Source organism: Citrobacter werkmanii (genome assembly GCF_008693645.1).
Taxonomy (GTDB): Bacteria; Pseudomonadota; Gammaproteobacteria; order Enterobacterales; family Enterobacteriaceae; genus Citrobacter; species Citrobacter werkmanii.
Window position 1 is genome coordinate 1,999,937 of the sequence record NZ_CP044101.1, and the last position, 21,691, is coordinate 2,021,627.

The 21,691-nt window shown below is 51.5% G+C and carries 16 protein-coding genes; 11 read left to right on the forward strand and 5 right to left on the reverse strand.

All coding sequences use genetic code 11. From position 1 onward, the window contains the following. The first annotated feature begins 3 nt into the window (after positions 1 to 3). The 5 genes from rarA to FOB24_RS10195 all read left to right on the forward strand — a co-directional run bounded on the left by rarA (position 4) and on the right by FOB24_RS10195 (position 6,875). Complete coding sequence (rarA, locus tag FOB24_RS10175; protein ID WP_150344856.1) at positions 4 to 1,347, forward strand: replication-associated recombination protein RarA; 1,344 nt, start codon at positions 4 to 6, stop codon at positions 1,345 to 1,347. A gap of 91 nt (positions 1,348 to 1,438) precedes the next feature. Further along, positions 1,439 to 2,731, forward strand: coding sequence for a serine--tRNA ligase (gene serS / locus FOB24_RS10180; RefSeq protein WP_003035737.1), 1,293 nt, complete (start codon positions 1,439 to 1,441; stop codon positions 2,729 to 2,731). Positions 2,732 to 2,937: 206 nt separating this feature from the next. Then, a complete protein-coding gene (gene dmsA, locus FOB24_RS10185) occupies positions 2,938 to 5,382 on the forward strand; it encodes a dimethylsulfoxide reductase subunit A (RefSeq protein ID WP_150344857.1) in 2,445 nt (814 codons plus the stop codon). 10 nt (positions 5,383 to 5,392) lie between these two features. After that, positions 5,393 to 6,010, forward strand: coding sequence for a DMSO/selenate family reductase complex B subunit (locus FOB24_RS10190; RefSeq protein WP_038639290.1), 618 nt, complete (start codon positions 5,393 to 5,395; stop codon positions 6,008 to 6,010). 1 nt (position 6,011) lies between these two features. Then, positions 6,012 to 6,875 carry a dimethyl sulfoxide reductase anchor subunit family protein gene (locus FOB24_RS10195; RefSeq protein WP_087857564.1) on the forward strand — a complete coding sequence of 288 codons (864 nt, stop codon included), beginning with the start codon at positions 6,012 to 6,014 and terminating at the stop codon, positions 6,873 to 6,875. A gap of 108 nt (positions 6,876 to 6,983) precedes the next feature. Here the strand turns inward: FOB24_RS10195 and ycaC are convergent, their stop codons facing one another. After that, positions 6,984 to 7,610 (reverse strand): isochorismate family cysteine hydrolase YcaC, encoded by a 627-nt coding sequence (gene ycaC / locus FOB24_RS10200; RefSeq protein WP_016152433.1) that lies wholly within the window; start codon positions 7,608 to 7,610, stop codon positions 6,984 to 6,986. Positions 7,611 to 7,995: 385 nt separating this feature from the next. On the opposite strand from ycaC, the gene FOB24_RS10205 reads away from it, so the two are divergent. Next, a complete protein-coding gene (locus FOB24_RS10205; protein ID WP_150344858.1) occupies positions 7,996 to 9,144 on the forward strand; it encodes an MFS transporter in 1,149 nt (382 codons plus the stop codon). A 122-nt stretch (positions 9,145 to 9,266) separates the two neighbouring features. Here the strand turns inward: FOB24_RS10205 and pflA are convergent, their stop codons facing one another. The 4 genes from pflA to ycaO all read right to left on the reverse strand — a co-directional run bounded on the left by pflA (position 9,267) and on the right by ycaO (position 15,557). Further along, positions 9,267 to 10,007 carry a pyruvate formate lyase 1-activating protein gene (pflA, locus tag FOB24_RS10210; protein ID WP_003035751.1) on the reverse strand — a complete coding sequence of 247 codons (741 nt, stop codon included), beginning with the start codon at positions 10,005 to 10,007 and terminating at the stop codon, positions 9,267 to 9,269. A gap of 185 nt (positions 10,008 to 10,192) precedes the next feature. Further along, complete coding sequence (pflB, locus tag FOB24_RS10215; RefSeq protein WP_006685273.1) at positions 10,193 to 12,475, reverse strand: formate C-acetyltransferase; 2,283 nt, start codon at positions 12,473 to 12,475, stop codon at positions 10,193 to 10,195. Positions 12,476 to 12,534: 59 nt separating this feature from the next. Then, positions 12,535 to 13,392, reverse strand: coding sequence for a formate transporter FocA (gene focA / locus FOB24_RS10220; RefSeq protein ID WP_032939923.1), 858 nt, complete (start codon positions 13,390 to 13,392; stop codon positions 12,535 to 12,537). A 404-nt stretch (positions 13,393 to 13,796) separates the two neighbouring features. Then, on the reverse strand, positions 13,797 to 15,557 hold the full coding sequence (gene ycaO, locus FOB24_RS10225) for a 30S ribosomal protein S12 methylthiotransferase accessory factor YcaO (RefSeq protein ID WP_150344859.1): 1,761 nt from the start codon (positions 15,555 to 15,557) through the stop codon (positions 13,797 to 13,799). A 135-nt stretch (positions 15,558 to 15,692) separates the two neighbouring features. Between ycaO and FOB24_RS10230 the strand changes: the two genes are divergently transcribed. The 5 genes from FOB24_RS10230 to rpsA all read left to right on the forward strand — a co-directional run bounded on the left by FOB24_RS10230 (position 15,693) and on the right by rpsA (position 21,680). Continuing rightward, positions 15,693 to 16,385: a DUF421 domain-containing protein gene (locus FOB24_RS10230; protein WP_038639302.1), complete on the forward strand. Its 693-nt coding sequence runs from the start codon at positions 15,693 to 15,695 to the stop codon at positions 16,383 to 16,385. Between the two features lie 213 nt (positions 16,386 to 16,598). Then, complete coding sequence (gene serC / locus FOB24_RS10235) at positions 16,599 to 17,687, forward strand: 3-phosphoserine/phosphohydroxythreonine transaminase (protein ID WP_061381866.1); 1,089 nt, start codon at positions 16,599 to 16,601, stop codon at positions 17,685 to 17,687. A gap of 67 nt (positions 17,688 to 17,754) precedes the next feature. Next, a complete protein-coding gene (aroA, locus tag FOB24_RS10240) occupies positions 17,755 to 19,038 on the forward strand; it encodes a 3-phosphoshikimate 1-carboxyvinyltransferase (protein ID WP_085049195.1) in 1,284 nt (427 codons plus the stop codon). 171 nt (positions 19,039 to 19,209) lie between these two features. After that, positions 19,210 to 19,893 (forward strand): (d)CMP kinase, encoded by a 684-nt coding sequence (gene cmk, locus FOB24_RS10245; RefSeq protein ID WP_032939922.1) that lies wholly within the window; start codon positions 19,210 to 19,212, stop codon positions 19,891 to 19,893. Positions 19,894 to 20,006: 113 nt separating this feature from the next. After that, positions 20,007 to 21,680: a 30S ribosomal protein S1 gene (rpsA, locus tag FOB24_RS10250; RefSeq protein ID WP_003035776.1), complete on the forward strand. Its 1,674-nt coding sequence runs from the start codon at positions 20,007 to 20,009 to the stop codon at positions 21,678 to 21,680. Positions 21,681 to 21,691: the final 11 nt, after the last annotated feature.

Here is a 21,691-nt window from a genome sequence, read left to right on the forward strand (position 1 = left end):
TGAGTGAGCAATCTGTCGCTCGACTTTTCTGATAATACCTTTCAGCCACTGGCCGCGCGTATGCGGCCAGAAAATTTAGCGCAGTATATCGGCCAGCAGCATCTGCTGGCTACGGGTAAGCCTTTGCCCCGCGCCATTGAGGCCGGGCACCTGCACTCTATGATTTTATGGGGACCGCCGGGAACGGGTAAAACCACCCTTGCTGAAGTTATTGCCCGTTACGCTAACGCCGATGTTGAACGAATTTCGGCGGTCACCTCTGGCGTAAAAGAAATTCGTGAAGCGATTGAGCGTGCGCGTCAGAACCGTAACGCTGGCCGACGCACAATACTGTTTGTGGACGAAGTCCATCGATTTAATAAAAGCCAGCAGGATGCGTTTTTACCGCATATTGAAGACGGTACAATTACGTTTATTGGCGCTACCACCGAAAACCCCTCGTTTGAATTGAATTCGGCGCTGCTGTCGCGGGCACGCGTTTATTTGCTGAAATCGTTAACCACCGATGATATTGAACAGGTGCTTGACCAGGCGATGTCTGACAAAGCGCGTGGCTACGGCGATCAGGATATTGTTCTGCCACAAGAGACGCGTCGGGCGATTGCTGAATTGGTTAATGGTGATGCGCGGCGGGCGCTGAATACGCTGGAAATGATGGCCGATATGGCCGAAGTTGATGATTCCGGCAAGCGCGTATTAAAAGCGGAATTGCTGACCGAAATTGCCGGTGAACGCAGCGCGCGCTTTGATAATAAAGGCGATCGCTTTTACGATCTCATCTCCGCCTTACACAAGTCGGTACGTGGTAGCGCGCCGGATGCGGCGCTCTACTGGTATGCGCGAATCATTTCCGCTGGTGGCGATCCGCTGTACGTTGCCCGTCGCTGCCTGGCGATTGCCTCTGAAGATGTGGGCAACGCAGATCCTCGCGCTATGCAGGTGGCGATTTCCGCGTGGGATTGTTTCACTCGCGTGGGACCCGCGGAAGGCGAGCGGGCAATCGCTCAGGCGATCGTCTATCTGGCCTGTGCGCCGAAGAGTAACGCGGTTTACACCGCCTTTAAAGCCGCGCTGGCCGACGCCCGTGAACGTCCGGATTACGACGTTCCCGTTCACCTGCGCAATGCGCCGACTAAGCTGATGAAAGAGATGGGCTACGGTCAGGAGTATCGTTACGCGCATGATGAACCAAATGCCTATGCCGCCGGAGAAGTGTACTTCCCCCAGGAAATGGCACAAACGCGCTATTATCGCCCCACAAACAGAGGTCTTGAAGGCAAGATTGGCGAAAAGCTCGCCTGGCTCGCCGGACAGGATCAAAATAGCCCTATAAAACGCTACCGTTAGTGTTATCGTTGCGGTAATGTTGTCTCTGTATCCCTGTGACCGCAGGCTGTGGTCACTTTTCCCATTTTAATTCGATAAGCACAGGATAAGCATGCTCGATCCCAATCTGCTGCGTAATGAGCCAGACGCAGTCGCAGAAAAACTGGCAAGCCGGGGCTTTAAGCTGGATGTAGATAAGCTGCGCGCTCTTGAAGAGCGTCGTAAAGTTCTGCAGGTACAAACTGAAAACCTGCAGGCAGAGCGTAACTCTCGATCGAAATCCATTGGCCAGGCAAAAGCGCGCGGGGAAGATATCGAGTCTTTACGTCTGGAAGTGAACAAACTGGGCGAAGAGCTGGATGCCGCGAAAGCTGAACTTGATACCTTACAGGCCGAGATCCGCGACATTGCGCTGACCATTCCTAACCTGCCAGCGGATGAAGTTCCGGTGGGTAAAGATGAAAATGACAACGTCGAAGTCAGCCGCTGGGGTACACCGCGTGAGTTTGATTTCGAAGTCCGCGATCATGTTACCCTGGGTGAAATGCACACGGGTCTTGATTTCGCCGCTGCGGTGAAGCTTACCGGCTCTCGTTTCGTGGTCATGAAAGGGCAGATCGCACGTATGCATCGTGCGCTGTCTCAGTTCATGCTGGATCTGCATACCGAACAGCATGGTTACAGCGAAAACTATGTTCCGTATCTGGTTAACCATGACACGCTGTACGGTACCGGGCAACTGCCGAAATTCGCTGGCGATCTGTTCCATACCCGTCCGTTGGACGAAGAAGCTGACAGCAGCAACTACGCGCTGATCCCAACGGCCGAAGTTCCGCTGACTAACCTGGTGCGTGACGAAATCATTGACGAAGATGTGCTGCCGATCAAAATGACCGCGCATACGCCGTGCTTCCGTTCTGAAGCAGGCTCTTACGGTCGTGATACCCGTGGTCTGATCCGTATGCACCAGTTCGATAAAGTTGAGATGGTGCAGATTGTTCGTCCGGAAGATTCAATGGACGCACTGGAAGAGATGACCGGCCACGCCGAGAAGGTTCTTCAACTGCTGGGTCTGCCGTACCGTAAGATCATTTTGTGCACAGGCGACATGGGCTTCGGCGCATGCAAAACCTACGATCTGGAAGTGTGGATCCCAGCGCAGAATACCTATCGCGAAATCTCATCCTGCTCCAACGTGTGGGATTTCCAGGCGCGTCGCATGCAAGCGCGTTGCCGCAGCAAATCCGACAAAAAGACCCGTCTGGTGCATACCCTGAACGGTTCCGGTCTGGCAGTTGGACGTACGCTGGTGGCGGTAATGGAAAACTATCAGCAGGCAGATGGCCGCATTCAGGTTCCGGAAGTATTACGTCCGTACATGAATGGCCTGGAATTCATCGGCTAACCTATCTTTCTATGCTAAAAAGCGCCTCAGGGCGCTTTTTTTATGCCCGTTTGACGTCGGACAATAACCCTTACCTACATAGGAGTAATACTGCCTTCGAATGAAAGTCAGTATCTACCAGTCTGTATAGTGATACTAGCGATATATAAAAATATATACAACGAGTATTTATTTTTTGTTTATTGTGAGCAGCAGAGTGAGCCCCTATGAAAACTAAGATCCCCGATGCCGTGCTGGCAGCTGAGGTTAGTCGCCGCGGTTTGGTAAAAACGACGGCGATAGGCGGGCTGGCGGTGGCCAGTAGCGCGTTTACCCTGCCATTTACCCGTATTGCAAACGCTGCAGAAGCCATTAATCCCACGCAGCGCAATGAGAAAGTCATCTGGAGCGCGTGTACGGTGAACTGCGGTAGCCGCTGTCCACTGCGGATGCATGTGGTAGACGGTGAAATAAAATATGTCGAAACCGACAACACAGGTGATGATAACTATGACGGCCTGCACCAGGTGCGTGCTTGTCTGCGTGGTCGCTCCATGCGTCGTCGCGTTTATAATCCCGATCGTCTGAAATACCCGATGAAACGTGTCGGTAAGCGCGGCGAAGGTAAATTTGAGCGCATCAGTTGGGATGAGGCGTACGAGATTATTGCCAGCAACATGCAGCGTCTGATTAAAGACTATGGTAACGAATCTATCTACCTGAACTACGGCACCGGCACGCTAGGTGGCACCCTGACACGCTCCTGGCCGCCGGGTAAAACCCTGGTGGCACGTCTGATGAACTGCTGTGGTGGGTACCTGAATCACTACGGGGACTACTCTTCGGCACAAATCGCTGCCGGGTTGAACTACACCTACGGCGGCTGGGCCGACGGTAACAGCCCGTCCGATATAGAAAACAGCAAGCTGGTGGTGCTGTTCGGTAATAACCCTGGTGAAACCCGTATGAGCGGGGGCGGGGTAACCTACTACCTTGAACAGGCGCGCCAGAAATCCAATGCCCGGATGATTATTATCGATCCCCGATATACCGACACCGGCGCGGGGCGTGAAGATGAATGGATCCCGATCCGTCCTGGTACAGATGCGGCGCTGGTTAATGGTCTGGCGTATGTTCTGATCACCGAAAACCTGGTGGACCAGGCGTTCCTCGACAAATACTGCGTGGGTTACGACGAGAAAACCTTACCGGCCGATGCGCCGAAGAATGGCCACTATAAGGCGTATATTCTTGGGGAGGGGACAGACGGTATTGCCAAGACCCCGGAATGGGCGGCGCAGGTTACCGGTATTCCCGCTGACCGTATCATCAAACTGGCGCGTGAAATTGGCAGCGCTAAACCGGCATACATCAGCCAGGGTTGGGGGCCGCAGCGTCATGCTAACGGTGAAATAGCGACCCGCGCTATTTCTATGCTGGCCATTCTGACCGGTAATGTTGGTATCAACGGCGGCAACAGCGGTGCGCGTGAGGGTTCATACAGTCTGCCGTTTGAGCGTATGCCTACGCTGGAAAATCCTGTTGAAACCAGCATCTCAATGTTTATGTGGACGGACGCTATTGAGCGTGGCCCGGAGATGACGGCGCTGCGTGACGGCGTTCGCGGCAAAGATAAGCTTGATGTTCCGATTAAAATGATCTGGAACTATGCTGGTAACTGCCTGATTAACCAGCACTCTGATATTAACCGTACGCACGAAATCCTGCAGGATGAGAAAAAGTGCGAGATGATCGTGGTCATCGACTGCCATATGACCTCCTCGGCGAAATATGCGGATATTTTGCTGCCAGACTGTACCGCTTCCGAACAGATGGACTTCGCGCTGGATGCGTCCTGCGGAAACATGTCCTATGTGATTTTCACCGATCAGGTGATCAAACCACGTTTCGAATGCAAGACTATCTACCAGATGACCAGCGAGCTGGCGAAACGCCTTGGCGTCGAGCAGCAGTTTACCGAAGGTCGTACTCAGGAAGAGTGGATGCGTCATCTGTATGAGCAGTCGCGTAAAGCCATTCCTGAACTGCCTGGGTTTGAAGAGTTCCGCAAACAAGGCATCTTTAAGCAGCGAGATCCTGAAGGGCATCACGTGGCGTACAAAGCGTTCTGTGAGGATCCCAAAGCCAATCCGCTCACCACGCCGTCGGGTAAGATCGAAATTTATTCGCAGCAGCTTGCCGAGATCGCGGCAACCTGGGAACTGCCGGAAGGGGATGTGATCGATCCATTGCCGATTTATACCCCTGGCTTTGAAAGTTTAGACGATCCGCTGGTAGAGAAATTCCCGCTGCAACTGACCGGCTTCCACTACAAATCTCGCGTTCACTCGACCTATGGCAACGTAGATGTTCTGAAAGCATCCTGCCGCCAGGAAATGTGGATCAATCCGTTGGATGCGCAGCGACGTGGCATTAACAACGGCGACAAAGTACGCATCTTTAACGATCGTGGCGAGGTGCATATCGAAGCGAAAGTGACCCCGCGTATGATGCCCGGCGTGGTGGCATTAGGCGAAGGGGCCTGGTACGACCCGGACACGAAGCGTGTGGATCAGGGCGGCTGTATTAACGTCCTGACGACTCAGCGTCCTTCTCCTCTCGCGAAGGGGAATCCGTCACATACGAACCTTGTTCAGGTTGAAAAGGTGTAAGGAGTAACCGATGACAACCCAGTATGGATTTTTTATTGATTCCAGCCGTTGCACCGGTTGCAAAACCTGCGAACTGGCCTGCAAAGACTTCAAAAATTTAACCCCGGATGTCAGTTTCCGCCGCATTTACGAGTACGCGGGTGGCGACTGGCAAGAAGACAATGGCGTCTGGCATCAAAACGTCTTTGCCTATTACCTCTCTATTGCCTGTAACCACTGTGAAGACCCGGCCTGCACCAAGGTGTGTCCGAGTGGCGCGATGCACAAACGTGAAGATGGCTTTGTCGTCGTGGATGAAGATGTGTGCATTGGCTGTCGGTATTGCCACATGGCCTGTCCTTACGGTGCGCCCCAGTACAATGCTGAAAAAGGACATATGACCAAATGCGATGGCTGCCATGAACGCGTCGCTGAAGGTAAGAAACCTATCTGCGTTGAGTCCTGCCCACTGCGTGCGCTGGATTTCGGTCCGATTGACGAACTGCGCAAAAAACACGGTACTCTGGCCGCGGTTGCGCCACTACCGGGCGCGCACTTCACCAAACCGAGCATTGTTATCAAACCTAACGCCAATAGCCGCCCGACCGGGGATACCACGGGTTATCTGGCCAATCCGAAGGAGGTGTAAGATGGGAAGTGGATGGCATGAATGGCCGCTGATGATCTTCACGGTCTTCGGACAGTGTGTGGTTGGTGGCTTTATCGTTCTGGCGTTGGCGTTAATGAAAGGGGACTTACGTCCTGAATCACAGCAGCGGGTAATCGCCTGCATGTTCGGGCTGTGGGTACTGATGGGTATTGGCTTTATTGCTTCTATGCTCCATCTGGGCTCGCCGATGCGTGCCTTTAACTCGCTCAATCGCGTAGGCGCTTCTGCGCTGAGCAATGAAATCGCCAGTGGTTCAGTGTTCTTTGCCATTGGCGGCGTCGGCTGGCTGCTGGCGATGTTGAAAAAAATGCCGCCCGCACTACGCAATCTGTGGTTAGTTGTCACCATGGTGCTGGGCGTCGTTTTTGTCTGGATGATGGTACGTGTGTATAACACCATTGATACCGTGCCGACCTGGTACAGCGTCTGGACGCCGCTGGGTTTCTTCCTGACGCTGTTTATGGGCGGTCCGCTGCTGGGATATCTGCTATTGAGAATTGCCGGTATTGACGGTTGGGCGATGCGTCTGCTGCCTGCCATTTCGGTTCTTGCTCTGGTCATAAGCGCCATTATGTCTGTAATGCAGGGGGCCGAACTGGCGACGATCCACAGTTCGATTCAACAGGCGTCTGCGCTGGTTCCGGATTATGGCTCACTGATGGCCTGGCGGATCGTGGCACTGGCGTTAGCGTTGTGCTGCTGGATTGTACCGCAAGTCAAAGGTTACCAACCCGCAATACCACTGCTTTCCGTCGCGTTTATTCTGTTGATAGTCGGCGAGCTGATTGGTCGTGGCGTGTTCTATGGCCTGCATATGACTGTCGGTATGGCGGTTGCAAGCTAATTCATAATATGCCGGATGGCGGCTCGTGCCTTCTCCGGCCTACAGATCCGTAGGCCTTAACGCGCGCGCCATCAGGCATTATGTTACGCCAGGTTTTTCCCCGGTTTTTTATTTCTGTTTCGTTAACGTATCGTAGCTGGTCATCAGATTGCGATAATCCGGAATGTGATTAGAGAACAACGTCGCCAGCCCTTCGATATCGTTACGCCAGTCACGGTGTAGTTCACACGCGACGCCGAACCATGTCATCAATTGCGCGCCAGCCTGCGACATCCGATCCCATGCTGAATGGCGGGTGATTTCGTTAAATGTACCTGAAGCATCAGTGACGACAAAAACGTCAAACCCTTCTTCTATCGCGGAGAGCGCAGGGAAGGCGACACAAACTTCCGTCACGACCCCAGCAATGATCAACTGCTTTTTACCAGTCGCTTTCACCGCCTTCACAAAATCTTCGTTATCCCACGCGTTGATGTTTCCCGGGCGAGCAATATAAGGCGCATCGGGGAATTGAGCTTTCAGTTCCGGTACCAGCGGTCCGTTCGGTCCTGTTTCAAAACTGGTGGTCAGAATAGTCGGGAGCTTGAAGTATTTTGCCAGATCACCCAGGGCAAGCACGTTATTCTTGAATTTATCGGGATCGATATCCCGAACCAGAGAGAGCAAGCCAGCCTGATGATCGACCAGCAATACTGCCGCATTATCTTTATCAAGTCTTACGTAAGGTTTCGTCATGATATTTCTCCTGTTCGGCATCGGTGCGGGAAATTTGATGAGTTTAAGTCTGGAGAAAGAACGGTATCCGGACTGGAAGTATAAATAAGAACTGACTGTTCTATTTCGAAGACAATACCGCTCTGCATCTCGCATAGAGTTTAGTAAGAAATAAAAGTAAGGGGAGTCCATGAAATTTTTCGACTGAACGTAACGTGAGATTTTTGTTTTAGATCAATAAAAACAAGCAGATGTGTTTTTGTATTTTTTATCTATTCACATTAAGAATCAGTAATGCAAATCGATCGTCAGAAAAGCGCCTCAGCCCTTTGATTACGCCGATTGACAATGTTTTTGGCAGTGGCATGATGCGCATGAAATTTGAACTTCCTCACGGTTTTTATTCATGTCCATCTATACCCGTCCCGTCATGCTTCTGCTGTGCGGGCTGCTTCTGTTGACCCTGGCGATCGCCGTGTTAAACACGCTCGTCCCGCTTTGGCTCGCCCATGCAAATCTGCCAACCTGGCAGGTCGGTATGGTGAGTTCGTCCTACTTTACCGGTAATTTGGTAGGGACGTTGCTGACCGGGTATTTAATTAAACGCCTTGGATTTAACCGCAGCTATTACATCGCCTCGTTTATTTTTGCCGCGGGCTGTGTTGGGCTGGGGGTTATGGTTGGATTCTGGAGCTGGATGAGCTGGCGCTTTATTGCCGGCGTTGGCTGCGCCATGATTTGGGTGGTAGTGGAAAGTGCGCTGATGTGCAGCGGGACTTCGCGCAATCGCGGACGTTTGCTTGCCGCCTATATGATGATCTATTACGTGGGGACGTTCTTAGGACAATTGCTGGTCAGTAAGGTATCAACAGAATTGATGAATGTGCTGCCGTGGGTGACGGGAACCATCCTGGCTGGCGTTCTACCGCTGCTCTTTGCGCGCATCGCCAATCAGCAGAGTGATGAACAGCACTCAACCCCTATTGTATCGATGCTGAAGCTGCGACAGGCGCGTCTGGGCGTTAATGGCTGCATTATTTCCGGGATTGTGCTGGGCTCTTTGTACGGCCTGATGCCGCTGTATCTGAACCATCAGGGAGTAAGCAATGCCAGCATTGGTTTCTGGATGGCGGTTCTGGTTAGCGCCGGTATTCTGGGGCAATGGCCGATTGGCCGCCTGGCGGACAAGCTGGGACGCCTGCTGGTCTTACGCGTCCAGGTGTTTGTGGTGATCGTCGGAAGTATTGCTATGCTGAATCAGGCGGCGATGGCCCCTGCATTATTTATGTTGGGTGCGGCAGGTTTTACTCTCTATCCGGTCGCGATGGCCTGGGCCTGTGAAAAGGTGGAACATCATCAACTGGTCGCCATGAATCAGGCTTTGCTATTAAGCTATACCGTTGGCAGTCTGCTTGGCCCTTCGTTTACCGCAATGCTGATGCAGAATTACTCAGATAGCTTGCTGTTTATCATGATTGCCAGCGTATCGTTTATTTATCTACTGATGCTGCTGCGCAAGACGGGCCATACGCCCAATTCTATCGCGCATATTTGACCTGTTTTAACAGAATGCGAACAGGTGTACTTGTTGGCTGGGATTGATTTTCCCGCTGCTGGCGAGAAGAGGGCGTTAAGAAGGCATGAGGTGGGTAACTGGTTTGTTACCCACCTTAAGACTTAATACATCACTTTATGACCATACTGCTCAAGGATGCCTTTCACTCGCTCCATGGTCTCTTTCTTCGGCGGCTTCACACCATCGAGTTTGTACTCTTCGCCCATCGCTACCCATTTGTGTTTGCCCAGTTCGTGGTAAGGTAGCAGCTCGATTTTTTCAACGTTGCCCATATCGCGGGTAAATTCGCCCAGACGGTGCGCGGAGTCGTCATCGTCAGACCAGCCTGGCACTACCACGTAACGGATCCACACTTTAATGTCTTTGTTCGACAGGTAACGAGCAAATTCCAGCGTGCGATGGTTAGACACGCCGACCAGATTCTGGTGGATTTCGTCGTTCATCTGTTTGAGATCGAGCATCACCAGGTCGGTGACTTCCAGCAGTTCATCAATTACCGGATCGTAGCGGCGAACAAAACCGTTGGTGTCCAGGCAGGTGTGAATGCCTTCTTTTTTACAGGCGCGGAACCAGTCACGTACGAACTCAGCCTGCAGGATGGCTTCACCGCCGGATGCCGTCACGCCGCCACCGGAGGCGTTCATAAAGTGGCGATAAGTCACCACCTCTTTCATTAATTCGTCGACAGTGACTTCTTTACCGCCGTGCGTATCCCATGTGTCACGGTTATGGCAATACAGGCAGCGCATCAGGCAGCCCTGGAAGAAGGTAATAAAACGGATGCCCGGGCCGTCTACAGTGCCACAGGATTCAAAGGAGTGAATGCGACCAATAACTGACATTGCGGTGTTTCTCCAGATGTGGCCCATCCGGGGCCTGTGTTAGTGCACAGTTATTAACTGTGTCGAGTCTGTTTTGGCTGCTATCCATAAGTATAGATAGCTGACAAAGCAGGCTATTAAAAAGGCCCCACTTACGTGGAGCCTTTATTGTACGCTTTTTAAAGTACGATTTCAGTCAAAACCAATTACATGGTCTGAGTGAAGGTACGAGTAATAACGTCCTGCTGCTGTTCTTTAGTCAGGGAGTTAAAACGTACTGCGTAGCCAGAAACGCGGATGGTCAGCTGCGGATATTTTTCCGGATGTTCCATCGCATCCAGCAGCATTTCACGGTTCATGACGTTCACGTTCAGGTGCTGACCACCTTCGATGGACGCTTCGTGGTGGAAGTAACCATCCATCAGACCAGCCAGGTTAGTCTTACGAACTTCGTCGTCTTTACCCAGTGCGTTCGGAACGATAGAGAAGGTATAAGAGATACCATCTTTAGCGTAAGCAAACGGCAGTTTAGCTACGGAGGTCAGAGAGGCAACAGCACCTTTCTGGTCACGACCGTGCATTGGGTTAGCACCCGGTCCGAACGGCGCGCCAGCACGACGACCGTCTGGGGTGTTACCCGTTTTCTTACCATAAACCACGTTAGAGGTGATGGTCAGAACAGACTGAGTCGGGATAGCGTTACGGTAAGTAGTCAGTTTCTGAATTTTCTTCATGAAACGTTCTACCAGGTCAACCGCCATGTCATCTACACGAGAGTCGTTGTTACCAAACTGCGGGTATTCGCCTTCGATTTCGAAGTCGATAGCCAGACCGTCTTCGTCACGAATCGGTTTAACTTTCGCATATTTGATTGCAGACAGGGAGTCAGCAGCAACGGACAGACCAGCGATACCACACGCCATGGTGCGGATAACGTCACGGTCGTGCAGCGCCATCAGAGAGGCTTCGTAGCTGTACTTGTCGTGCATGTAGTGGATTACGTTCAGCGCGGTGACGTACTGCTTCGCCAGCCAGTCCATGAAGTGATCCATGCGGTCCATCACTTCGTCGAAGTTCAGAACGTCGCCTTTGATCGGTTCAGATTTAGGACCAACCTGCATTTTCAGTTTTTCATCAACGCCGCCGTTGATTGCGTACAGCATGGTTTTCGCCAGGTTTGCACGCGCACCGAAGAACTGCATTTGTTTACCAACAACCATCGGGCTTACGCAGCAAGCGATAGCGTAGTCGTCGTTGTTGAAGTCCGGACGCATCAGGTCATCGTTCTCGTACTGCAGAGAAGAGGTGTCGATGGACACTTTAGCGGCGAATTTCTTGAAGTTCAGAGGCAGTTTTTCAGACCACAGAACGGTGATGTTCGGCTCCGGAGAAGGACCCATGGTGTACAGGGTGTTCAGGAAGCGGAAGCTGTTTTTGGTAACCAGAGTACGGCCATCAACGCCCATACCACCGATAGATTCAGTTGCCCAAATCGGGTCACCGGAGAACAGTTCATCATATTCCGGAGTACGCAGGAAGCGAACCATACGCAGTTTCATGACCAGGTGGTCAATCATTTCCTGAGCGTCTTGTTCAGTGATTTTGCCTGCTTTGATATCACGTTCGATGTATGCATCCAGGAAGGTGGATACGCGACCGAAGGACATTGCTGCGCCGTTCTGAGATTTAACCGCGGCCAGGTAGCCGAAGTAAGTCCACTGGATAGCTTCCTGAGCGTTGGTAGCCGGACCAGAGATATCGCAGCCATATTTCGCTGCCATTTCTTTGATCTGACCCAGCGCGCGGTGCTGTTCAGCGATTTCTTCACGCAGACGGATAGTCGCTTCCAGGTTTACGCCGTTTTCCAGATCAGACTGCAGGGAAACAAACTGTGCGTATTTGTCTTTCATCAGGAAGTCGATACCGTACAGCGCAACGCGACGGTAGTCACCGATGATACGGCCACGGCCATACGCATCTGGCAGACCAGTCAGAACACCGGATTTACGGCAGTTCAGAATGTCTTTGGTATAAACATCGAATACGCCCTGGTTGTGGGTTTTACGGTATTCGGTGAAGATTTTTTTCAGCATCGGGTCCAGTTCGCGATTGTACGCTTTGCAGGAACCTTCAACCATTTTGATGCCGCCGAACGGAATGATCGCACGTTTCAGCGGAGCTTCAGTCTGCAGACCAACAATTTTCTCCAGCGCTTTGTTGATGTAACCAGCGTCGTGAGAAGTGATGGTAGAAGCAACGGAGGTGTCAAAGTCAACAGGCGCGTGAGTGCGGTTTTCCTGTTTAACGCCTTCCATTACGCTGTCCCACAGCTTGGTGGTCGCGTCAGTAGCGCCAGCCAGGAAGGACTCGTCACCCTCATACGGAGTGTAGTTTTTCTGAATGAAGTCACGTACGTTTACTTCATTCTGCCAGTCACCTTTGGTAAAACCTTCCCAGGCTGTGGCTAACTTTTCATTAAGCTCGGACATGTAACACCTACCTTCTTAAGTGGATTTTTTATTTACTGCGTGTAATGGGCATCAACAGATTAATGATGATCGTTACCACGCAGGTAAATGACCCAGTATGTCAACCCGACCAACAAACCGCCGCCGATAATATTACCGATCGTAACCGGAATCAGGTTATCGGTGATGAAATTCATCACGGTCAGGTGAGAAAAATTCTCCGGAGAAGAACCGACAGCGGTCCAAAATTCCGGGGTGGCGAAATCGCGTATTACAATACCCATAGGGATCATAAACATGTTTGCGATACTGTGCTCAAAACCGCTGGCAACAAACATTGCGACCGGTAATACCATGATAAACGCTTTGTCCATCAGGCTGCGACCTGAGTAGCTCATCCATACGGCCAGACACACCATCAGGTTAGCCAGGATACCGAGGCTCACCGCTTCAACAAAAGTATGGTGTACTTTGTGGTCGGCTGTTTGCAGGACGTTGAGTCCCCACGCGCCGTTGGCGGTCATATACTCGCCGGAAAGCCACATAAGTAACACGAAGATCAGGGCGCCAATCAGGTTGCCGACATAAACGTTAAGCCAGTTTTTAGCCAACTGTCCCCAGGTAATACGACCACTGGCTTTAGCAACAACAATCAGTACGGTTGAGGTGAAGAGGTCTGCACCACAGATAACACAAAGGATCAGCCCCAGGGAAAAGCAGATACCACCTATTAATTTTGCCATGCCAAAAGGCATGGTGCCGGTACCGGTTGTGGCGGTGATATAGAAAACAAAGGCAATTGAAATGAATACACCGGCAGTAATTGCCAGATAGAACGTCTTAAGCGGATGTTTCGTTGCTTTATAGACGCCTGCTTCTTCGGCAACTTTGGCCATTGCAGCAGGAAGTAAAAGATCAAAAGGGTTGTCAGCTTTCACACTAACTCTCTCTTTATTAAGTCGGCGACGAGATACTAACAAAGCATTATAGATGAGAATTTGATATAGATCATATCTCGCCTGGCTTATAGGCCCGCAAGACGCATGGTTTTTATGCAAATGCGGAGTAAATTATTGATTATCCATGTAAAAATAAATTTTAAAAATTATAAAGTGAGTTGAATTTTTTCTTTCAGCCTCCTGCTGGACAGTTAATTAATATGGAGTAATTGAGATAAAAAGCCACATTAATAAGCTAATTTTTTTAATATCAACTACTAATATTTAACCTTGCTTTTACATTTATTTTTTGATTTGACCAAAATAAAAAACAGGGCGCTTAAAGCGCCCCGTAATATAGCCCAGACAATACATTTAGCCTACTTAACGCAGGCTGTTTGGCACTATTTTGACCAGTGCGCCGCTTTCGCGCGCTGCAGTTTTTCATAGGCTTTCAGCAGAGACTGATGCGCCGGGAATGCGTGCAGATCGTTGTCTACTGGCTGAAGGCCATAAAAAGCGGCTTCACCACTCAATGCCGCACTTGCCGCTTCAACCGCATCGGCGCCGTACATGCGGACAAAGGCGTTCAGATATTGCAGCGGCTGACGCTCCTCTTCCTGCGACAATAGCAGCAGCGTTTGCAGGCAACGGTAGTAGTTTGCACGTTCAGCGCTAAACACGGAGGCGTTGAATTCCATCGTCCATTCTGTCCATACCAGCGCTTGCTCCAGGTCACCACCGGCCAGCGCCAGCATTACTTTGAGCTCGCCAATGCGCAGGGTATACCAACCGTTATCTGCGCCGGTCGCCAGACCAAGCAGTTCGCGTACGCGGGTGAAGTCGTCAAAACCTTCTTCATCCAGTTGTTCGAGCAGATTGAGATAGTCTTCTTTATCCCACTCACTGCCTGGCAGAGAGAGGATCGTTTCGCGCAGATGCGTACCCATTGCGTTGTTGGCTAACCACAGATCTTCAGCCGGGTAGATGTCAGACATCCCCGGAACGATAATGCGGCAGGCGTATACCCCCAGATGTTCGTAGTCGGCGATATACACTTCTTTATCTTCTGCGTTGAAGATGGTCATCAGGGTGGCGAACTCTTCTTCCGTAGTGCCGGAGAAATTCCAGTCAACGAACGGATAATCAGCATCCTGCTTGAACAGATCCCAGGAGATCAGACCGCTGGAATCAATGAAGTGGGTTTCAAGGTTAGTGTGTTCAGCCACTTCTTCATCGTCGAAGGTTGGCGGGGTGAAGACATCAAGATCTTTCAGACCACGACCCTGCAGCAGTTCGGTAACGGTACGCTCCAGCGCAACGCCGAAATCCGGGTGCGCGCCGAAGGACGCAAAGCAGGTACCGTTGGCCGGGTTGAACAGGACAACGCAAATCACCGGGTATTTGCCGCCCAGCGAGCCATCGTAGGCGAAAATTGGGAAACCTTCCGCTTCCAGTGTGGCGATGGACTCCACTACCGCCGGGTAACGCGCCATCACCTCGGCCGGGATTTCCGGCAGGCTGATGCTTTCCGCGATAATGCGGTTCTTCACATAACGTTCAAAGACTTCAGACAGGCCCTGAACGCGCGCTTCGTTAGGCGTGTTACCCGCAGACATACCGTTAGAAACGTACAGATTGCCGATAATATTCATCGGAATATAGATAGTCTGGTTATCAGACTGACGGGTAAACGGCAGGCCGCAGACGCCACGATCTTCATTTCCGGATTGCAGGTCGATAAGCATGCTTCCGGTCAATTCGTTTTCTGGATCGTAAAACGCGCGCAGACGCGCATCCAGCAGACCTTCCGGCACGTCATCGTCTTCCGTCAGCGGGAACCATTTTTCGTTCGGATAATGCACGAACGGGCCGTTGGCGATGGTTTCGCCCAGCCAGAAATCCGCAAAGAAGTAGTTCGTAGACAGACGCTCAAAATATTCGCCCAGCGCGGAGGCCAGCGCCGCTTTTTTCGTCGCACCTTTACCGTTGGTAAAGCACAGCGCGCATTCTTTGTCGCGAATATGCACAGACCAAACGTTAGGCACAGGGTTCAACCAGGAGGCTTCTTCAATCTGAAAACCAAGGTCGAGTAATTTTTGCTGGAAGCGAGCGATGGAGTCTTCCAGAGCGGCATCTTTGCCGGGAATAAATGTTTGCGTCATGAAAATCACTTTTGTCGTACGGAAAGCGCGCAATGATACGGGTTTTCAATGAACGGCGCTATCGCCGCCGGAGCCCAGGCGTAAATAAAACTATTGGCTATGCTTTCACACAGTCAACAATGTTAAGAGCACAAAATGAAAGCATTCGATTTACAGCGTATGGCACTGGATAAGGTGCCAATGGAGTTTCTTGGTGAGGTTGCGCTGCGCAGTCTCTATACCTTTATATTGGTTTTTCTGTTTTTAAAGCTTACAGGGCGGCGTGGCGTACGGCAGATGTCGCTTTTTGAAGTGCTGATTATTCTTACGCTGGGCTCAGCGGCGGGCGATGTGGCGTTTTATGACGATGTGCCGATGATTCCGGTGCTGGTGGTTTTTATTACCCTGGCGCTGCTGTATCGTCTTGTCATGTGGCTGATGTCACACAGCGAAAAGCTGGAAGATCTACTGGAAGGTAAGCCAGTGGTCATCATTGAAGACGGTGAATTGTCATGGTCAAAGCTTAATCGCGCCAATATGACGGAATTCGAATTCTTTATGGAGCTGCGTTTGAACGGCGTAGAGCAACTGGGGCAGGTGAAACTCGCTATTCTGGAGACGAATGGGCAGATCAGCGTTTACTTCTTTGCCGATGAAGACGTAAAACCGGGACTCAGCATTCTGCCTAAACACTGTACACAGCGATTTAAGGTGGTGCCTGAAACAGGCGACTATGCATGTGTACGGTGTAGTGAAGTGGTGCAAATGAGCGCGGGGGATCATCAATTATGTCCGCGCTGCGCAAATCCAGAATGGTCGAAGGCCAGTCGGGCAAAACGGGTCACCTGACAGCGAAAATCTCGGTTTTTACCCGTCAATCCGATAGATTCTGTTGTGTGACCTATGACTCATTTTTACCCCGCTCAGTTTTACCCATTGCGGCGCGTGTCACTGAATGATAAAACCGATATCCACAGGAATAACTTATACCCAATGTCTGTCACAGGATTATCGTCAATGACAGGATGTTGATTGGATAACAACACAACGTGGTGAGGGGAAATGGCTCAGGTCTTCAATTTTAGTTCAGGTCCGGCAATGCTACCGGCGGAAGTACTTAAACTGGCTCAACAGGATCTTCGCGACTGGAACGGTCTTGGCACGTCGGTCATGGAAATTAGCCACCGGGGCAAAGAGTTTATCCAGGTGGCAGAGGAAGCAGAGCAGGATTTTCGCGATCTCCTCAGCATCCCCTCTAACTATAAAGTGTTGTTCTGTCATGGCGGTGGCCGTGGGCAATTCGCCGGTATCCCGTTAAATATTCTCGGTGATAAAACGACAGCGGATTACGTCGATGCCGGTTACTGGGCCGCCAGTGCGATTAAAGAAGCGAAAAAGTACTGCACGCCAAACGTTATCGATGCCAAAGTCACCGTTGACGGTCTGCGCGCTGTTAAGCCAATGAGCGAATGGCAGCTTTCTGACAACGCCGCGTACCTGCACTATTGCCCGAATGAAACCATCGATGGCATTGCGATTGATGAAACGCCGAACTTTGCCAGCAATGTGGTGGTTACGGCGGATCTCTCTTCTACCATCCTCTCCGCGCCGCTTGATGTTAGCCGCTATGGCGTAATCTATGCCGGGGCGCAGAAAAACATTGGTCCCGCCGGACTGACGATTGTTATTGTACGCGAAGATCTGCTGGGTAAAGCGCATGTTTCATGCCCGTCAATCCTTGACTATACCGTGCTAAATGACAACGACTCCATGTTCAACACGCCGCCAACCTTTGCCTGGTATCTGTCTGGCCTGGTCTTTAAGTGGCTCAAAGAGCAGGGCGGTGTTAATGCGATGAATAAAATTAACCAGCAAAAAGCAGAGCTGTTGTATGGCGTGATCGACAACAGCGACTTCTATCGTAACGATGTCGCGAAGTCGAACCGTTCACGTATGAACGTCCCGTTCCAACTGGCTGACAGCGCCCTGGATAAACTCTTCCTGGAGGAGTCTTTCGCTGCGGGTCTGCATGCGCTGAAAGGGCACCGTGTGGTCGGCGGTATGCGTGCGTCTATCTATAATGCGATGCCGCTCGAAGGCGTAAAAGCACTGACCGATTTCATGGTCGATTTCGAACGCCGCCGCGGTTAATCTGCTGTACTTTCATCCCCACAGTCCGCCTGTGGGGTTTTTATATCTGTTTTGAGAGTTGAGTTTCATGGAATCCCTGACGTTACAACCCATTGCGCGGGTGGATGGCACCATCAATCTGCCTGGATCCAAAAGTGTTTCTAACCGCGCTTTGCTGCTGGCCGCATTAGCAAATGGCACCACTGTCCTGACCAACCTGCTGGACAGCGACGATGTCCGCCATATGCTCAATGCACTCAATGCGTTAGGGATTAGCTATACCCTTTCCGCCGATCGCACCCGCTGCGAGATTATCGGCAACGGCGGCGCATTACATGCCGAAAGGGCAGTGGAACTGTTTCTTGGCAATGCCGGAACCGCAATGCGTCCGCTGGCCGCTGCGCTGTGCCTTGGCAGCAATGACATCGTGTTGACAGGCGAACCGCGCATGAAGGAGCGCCCGATTGGCCATCTGGTTGATGCGCTGCGCCAGGGGGGAGCCAACATTGAGTACCTGGAACAGGAAAACTATCCGCCACTTCGTTTGCGCGGTGGTTTTAGCGGCGGTCAGGTTGAGGTGGACGGCAGCGTATCCAGCCAGTTCCTCACTGCGCTACTGATGACTGCACCGCTGGCGCCGCAGGATACAACGATCGCCATTAAAGGCGAGCTGGTATCTAAACCTTATATTGATATCACCCTGAATCTGATGAAGACGTTTGGTGTTGAAATTGAGAATCAGAACTACCAGCGCTTTGTCGTGCAGGGGCAGCAGCAGTATCAGTCTCCGGGCGCCTATCTGGTTGAGGGCGATGCTTCTTCTGCTTCATACTTCCTCGCGGCGGGCGCCATTAAAGGCGGCACGGTTAAAGTCACCGGGATTGGCCGCAACAGTATGCAGGGCGATATTCGCTTTGCTGATGTACTGGAGAAAATGGGCGCGACCATTACCTGGGGTGATGATTTTATTGCCTGTACTCACGGCGAACTGAACGCAGTGGATATGGATATGAACCATATTCCCGACGCGGCGATGACTATTGCCACGGCCGCGCTGTTTGCTAAAGGCACCACGACCCTACGCAACATCTACAACTGGCGCGTCAAAGAGACCGACCGTCTGTTTGCGATGGCGACGGAATTACGCAAAGTGGGCGCGGAAGTTGAAGAGGGGCATGACTTCATCCGCATCACACCACCAGCGACGCTGAAGTTTGCGGATATCGCAACCTATAACGATCACCGTATGGCGATGTGTTTCTCGCTGGTGGCGCTGTCTGATACCCCTGTGACCATTCTTGACCCCAAATGTACCGCCAAAACTTTCCCGGATTATTTCGAACAGTTGGCGCGTATTAGTACACCTGCCTGATTTTATTGCCGCACTACCCGGTGCGGCACATTCTGCCATCTCCGATTGTCTATTTCTTCTACACTCAGCTTCAATGATTCTGCATTTTTCACACAAAGATAACGATCGTTGTCGTTGGCGCGTATAATGCGCGGCGTTCACGTTAACGTATGCCCGTTTAAGGAGAAAAAGATGACGGCAATTGCCCCGGTTATTACCATTGATGGCCCAAGCGGTGCAGGTAAAGGCACCTTGTGCAAGGCAATGGCGGAAGCATTGCAGTGGCATCTGTTAGATTCAGGCGCGATCTATCGCGTACTGGCGCTCGCAGCGTTACATCACCATGTCGATGTCACCTCTGAAGATGCTCTGGTACCGCTTGCCTCACACCTGGATGTGCGTTTTATCTCAACGGACGGCAACCTGGAAGTCATTCTGGAAGGTGAAGATGTTAGTGGCGAAATCCGCACTCAGGAAGTGGCGAATGCCGCATCCCAGGTGGCTGCTTTTCCCCGCGTGCGCGAAGCGCTTTTACGTCGTCAACGCGCGTTTCGCGAAGCACCTGGACTGATTGCCGACGGACGCGATATGGGAACCGTCGTGTTCCCGGATGCGCCGGTGAAAATTTTTCTGGACGCCTCCTCGCACGAACGTGCGCATAGACGTATGCTACAGTTGCAGGAGAAGGGCTTTAGTGTTAACTTTGAACGCCTTTTGGCCGAGATCGAGGAACGCGATTACCGCGATCGTAACCGTGCTGTAGCGCCGCTGGTTCCCGCTGCTGATGCTTTAGTTTTGGATTCAACCCGATTAAGCATTGAGCAAGTGATTGAAAAAGCGTTACAATATGCGCGCCAAAAACTGGCACTCGCTTAAGCGCGACCGAATTTGCAGTACCCCCGTTGCAATGGACTGACAGCGGGTATGTTAAACAACCCCATCCGGCATGGAGCCAGGTGGACGTTAAATATGAAACCTGAAGATTAAACATGACTGAATCTTTTGCTCAACTGTTTGAAGAATCCTTAAAAGAAATCGAAACCCGTCCGGGTTCCATCGTTCGTGGTGTTGTTGTTGCTATCGACAAAGACGTAGTACTGGTTGACGCTGGTCTGAAATCTGAGTCCGCCATTCCGGCAGAGCAGTTCAAAAACGCCCAGGGCGAGCTGGAAATCCAGGTTGGTGACGAAGTTGACGTTGCTCTGGATGCAGTAGAAGACGGCTTCGGTGAAACCCTGCTGTCCCGTGAGAAAGCTAAACGTCACGAAGCTTGGATCACGCTGGAAAAAGCTTACGAAGAAGCTGCAACCGTTACTGGTGTTATCAATGGCAAAGTCAAGGGTGGCTTCACTGTTGAGCTGAATGGTATTCGCGCGTTCCTGCCGGGTTCCTTGGTAGACGTTCGTCCGGTCCGCGACACGCTGCACCTGGAAGGCAAAGAGCTTGAGTTCAAAGTCATCAAGCTGGATCAGAAGCGTAACAACGTTGTTGTTTCCCGTCGTGCCGTTATCGAATCCGAAAACAGCGCAGAACGCGATCAGCTGCTGGAAAACCTGCAGGAAGGCATGGAAGTTAAAGGTATCGTTAAGAACCTCACTGACTACGGTGCATTCGTTGATCTGGGTGGCGTTGACGGCCTGCTGCACATCACCGACATGGCATGGAAACGCGTTAAGCATCCGAGCGAAATCGTAAACGTTGGCGACGAAATCACTGTTAAAGTGCTGAAGTTCGACCGCGAGCGTACTCGTGTATCTCTGGGCCTGAAACAGCTGGGCGAAGATCCATGGGTAGCTATCGCTAAGCGTTATCCGGAAGGTACCAAACTGACTGGTCGCGTGACCAACCTGACCGACTACGGCTGCTTCGTTGAAATCGAAGAAGGCGTTGAAGGCCTGGTTCACGTTTCCGAAATGGATTGGACCAACAAAAACATCCACCCGTCCAAAGTTGTTAACGTTGGCGATGTAGTGGAAGTTATGGTTCTGGATATCGACGAAGAACGTCGTCGTATCTCCCTGGGTCTGAAGCAGTGCAAAAACAACCCATGGCAGCAGTTCGCGGAAACCCACAACAAGGGCGACCGTGTTGAAGGTAAAATCAAGTCTATCACTGACTTCGGTATCTTCATCGGCCTGGACGGCGGCATCGACGGCCTGGTTCACCTGTCTGACATCTCCTGGAACGTTGCAGGCGAAGAAGCAGTTCGTGAATACAAAAAAGGCGACGAAATCGCAGCAGTTGTTCTGCAGGTTGACGCAGAGCGTGAGCGTATCTCTCTGGGCGTTAAACAGCTCGCAGAAGATCCGTTCAACAACTGGGTTGCACTGAACAAGAAAGGCGCAATCGTAAACGGTAAAGTCACTGCAGTTGACGCTAAAGGCGCAACCGTAGAACTGGCTGACGGCGTTGAAGGTTACCTGCGCGCTTCTGAAGCTTCCCGTGACCGCGTTGAAGATGCAACTCTGGTTCTGAGCGTAGGCGACGACGTTGAAGCTAAATTCACCGGCGTTGATCGTAAGAACCGTGCAATCAGCCTGTCTGTTCGTGCTAAAGACGAAGCTGATGAGAAAGATGCAATCGCAACTGTTAACAAACAGGAAGATGCAAACTTCTCTAACAACGCAATGGCTGAAGCTTTCAAAGCAGCTAAAGGCGAGTAATATCAAGTTCT

Coding starts and splice junctions, on each gene's coding strand:
- FOB24_RS10205 (WP_150344858.1), top strand. CDS start 7,996: ATGTCCATCTATACCCGTCCCGTCATGCTTCTGCTGTGCGGGCTGCTT.
- pflB (WP_006685273.1), bottom strand. CDS start 12,475: ATGTCCGAGCTTAATGAAAAGTTAGCCACAGCCTGGGAAGGTTTTACC.
- ycaO (WP_150344859.1), bottom strand. CDS start 15,557: ATGACGCAAACATTTATTCCCGGCAAAGATGCCGCTCTGGAAGACTCC.
- rpsA (WP_003035776.1), top strand. CDS start 20,007: ATGACTGAATCTTTTGCTCAACTGTTTGAAGAATCCTTAAAAGAAATC.
- pflA (WP_003035751.1), bottom strand. CDS start 10,007: ATGTCAGTTATTGGTCGCATTCACTCCTTTGAATCCTGTGGCACTGTA.
- FOB24_RS10195 (WP_087857564.1), top strand. CDS start 6,012: ATGGGAAGTGGATGGCATGAATGGCCGCTGATGATCTTCACGGTCTTC.
- ycaC (WP_016152433.1), bottom strand. CDS start 7,610: ATGACGAAACCTTACGTAAGACTTGATAAAGATAATGCGGCAGTATTG.
- FOB24_RS10190 (WP_038639290.1), top strand. CDS start 5,393: ATGACAACCCAGTATGGATTTTTTATTGATTCCAGCCGTTGCACCGGT.
- serC (WP_061381866.1), top strand. CDS start 16,599: ATGGCTCAGGTCTTCAATTTTAGTTCAGGTCCGGCAATGCTACCGGCG.
- serS (WP_003035737.1), top strand. CDS start 1,439: ATGCTCGATCCCAATCTGCTGCGTAATGAGCCAGACGCAGTCGCAGAA.
- cmk (WP_032939922.1), top strand. CDS start 19,210: ATGACGGCAATTGCCCCGGTTATTACCATTGATGGCCCAAGCGGTGCA.
- aroA (WP_085049195.1), top strand. CDS start 17,755: ATGGAATCCCTGACGTTACAACCCATTGCGCGGGTGGATGGCACCATC.
- dmsA (WP_150344857.1), top strand. CDS start 2,938: ATGAAAACTAAGATCCCCGATGCCGTGCTGGCAGCTGAGGTTAGTCGC.
- FOB24_RS10230 (WP_038639302.1), top strand. CDS start 15,693: ATGAAAGCATTCGATTTACAGCGTATGGCACTGGATAAGGTGCCAATG.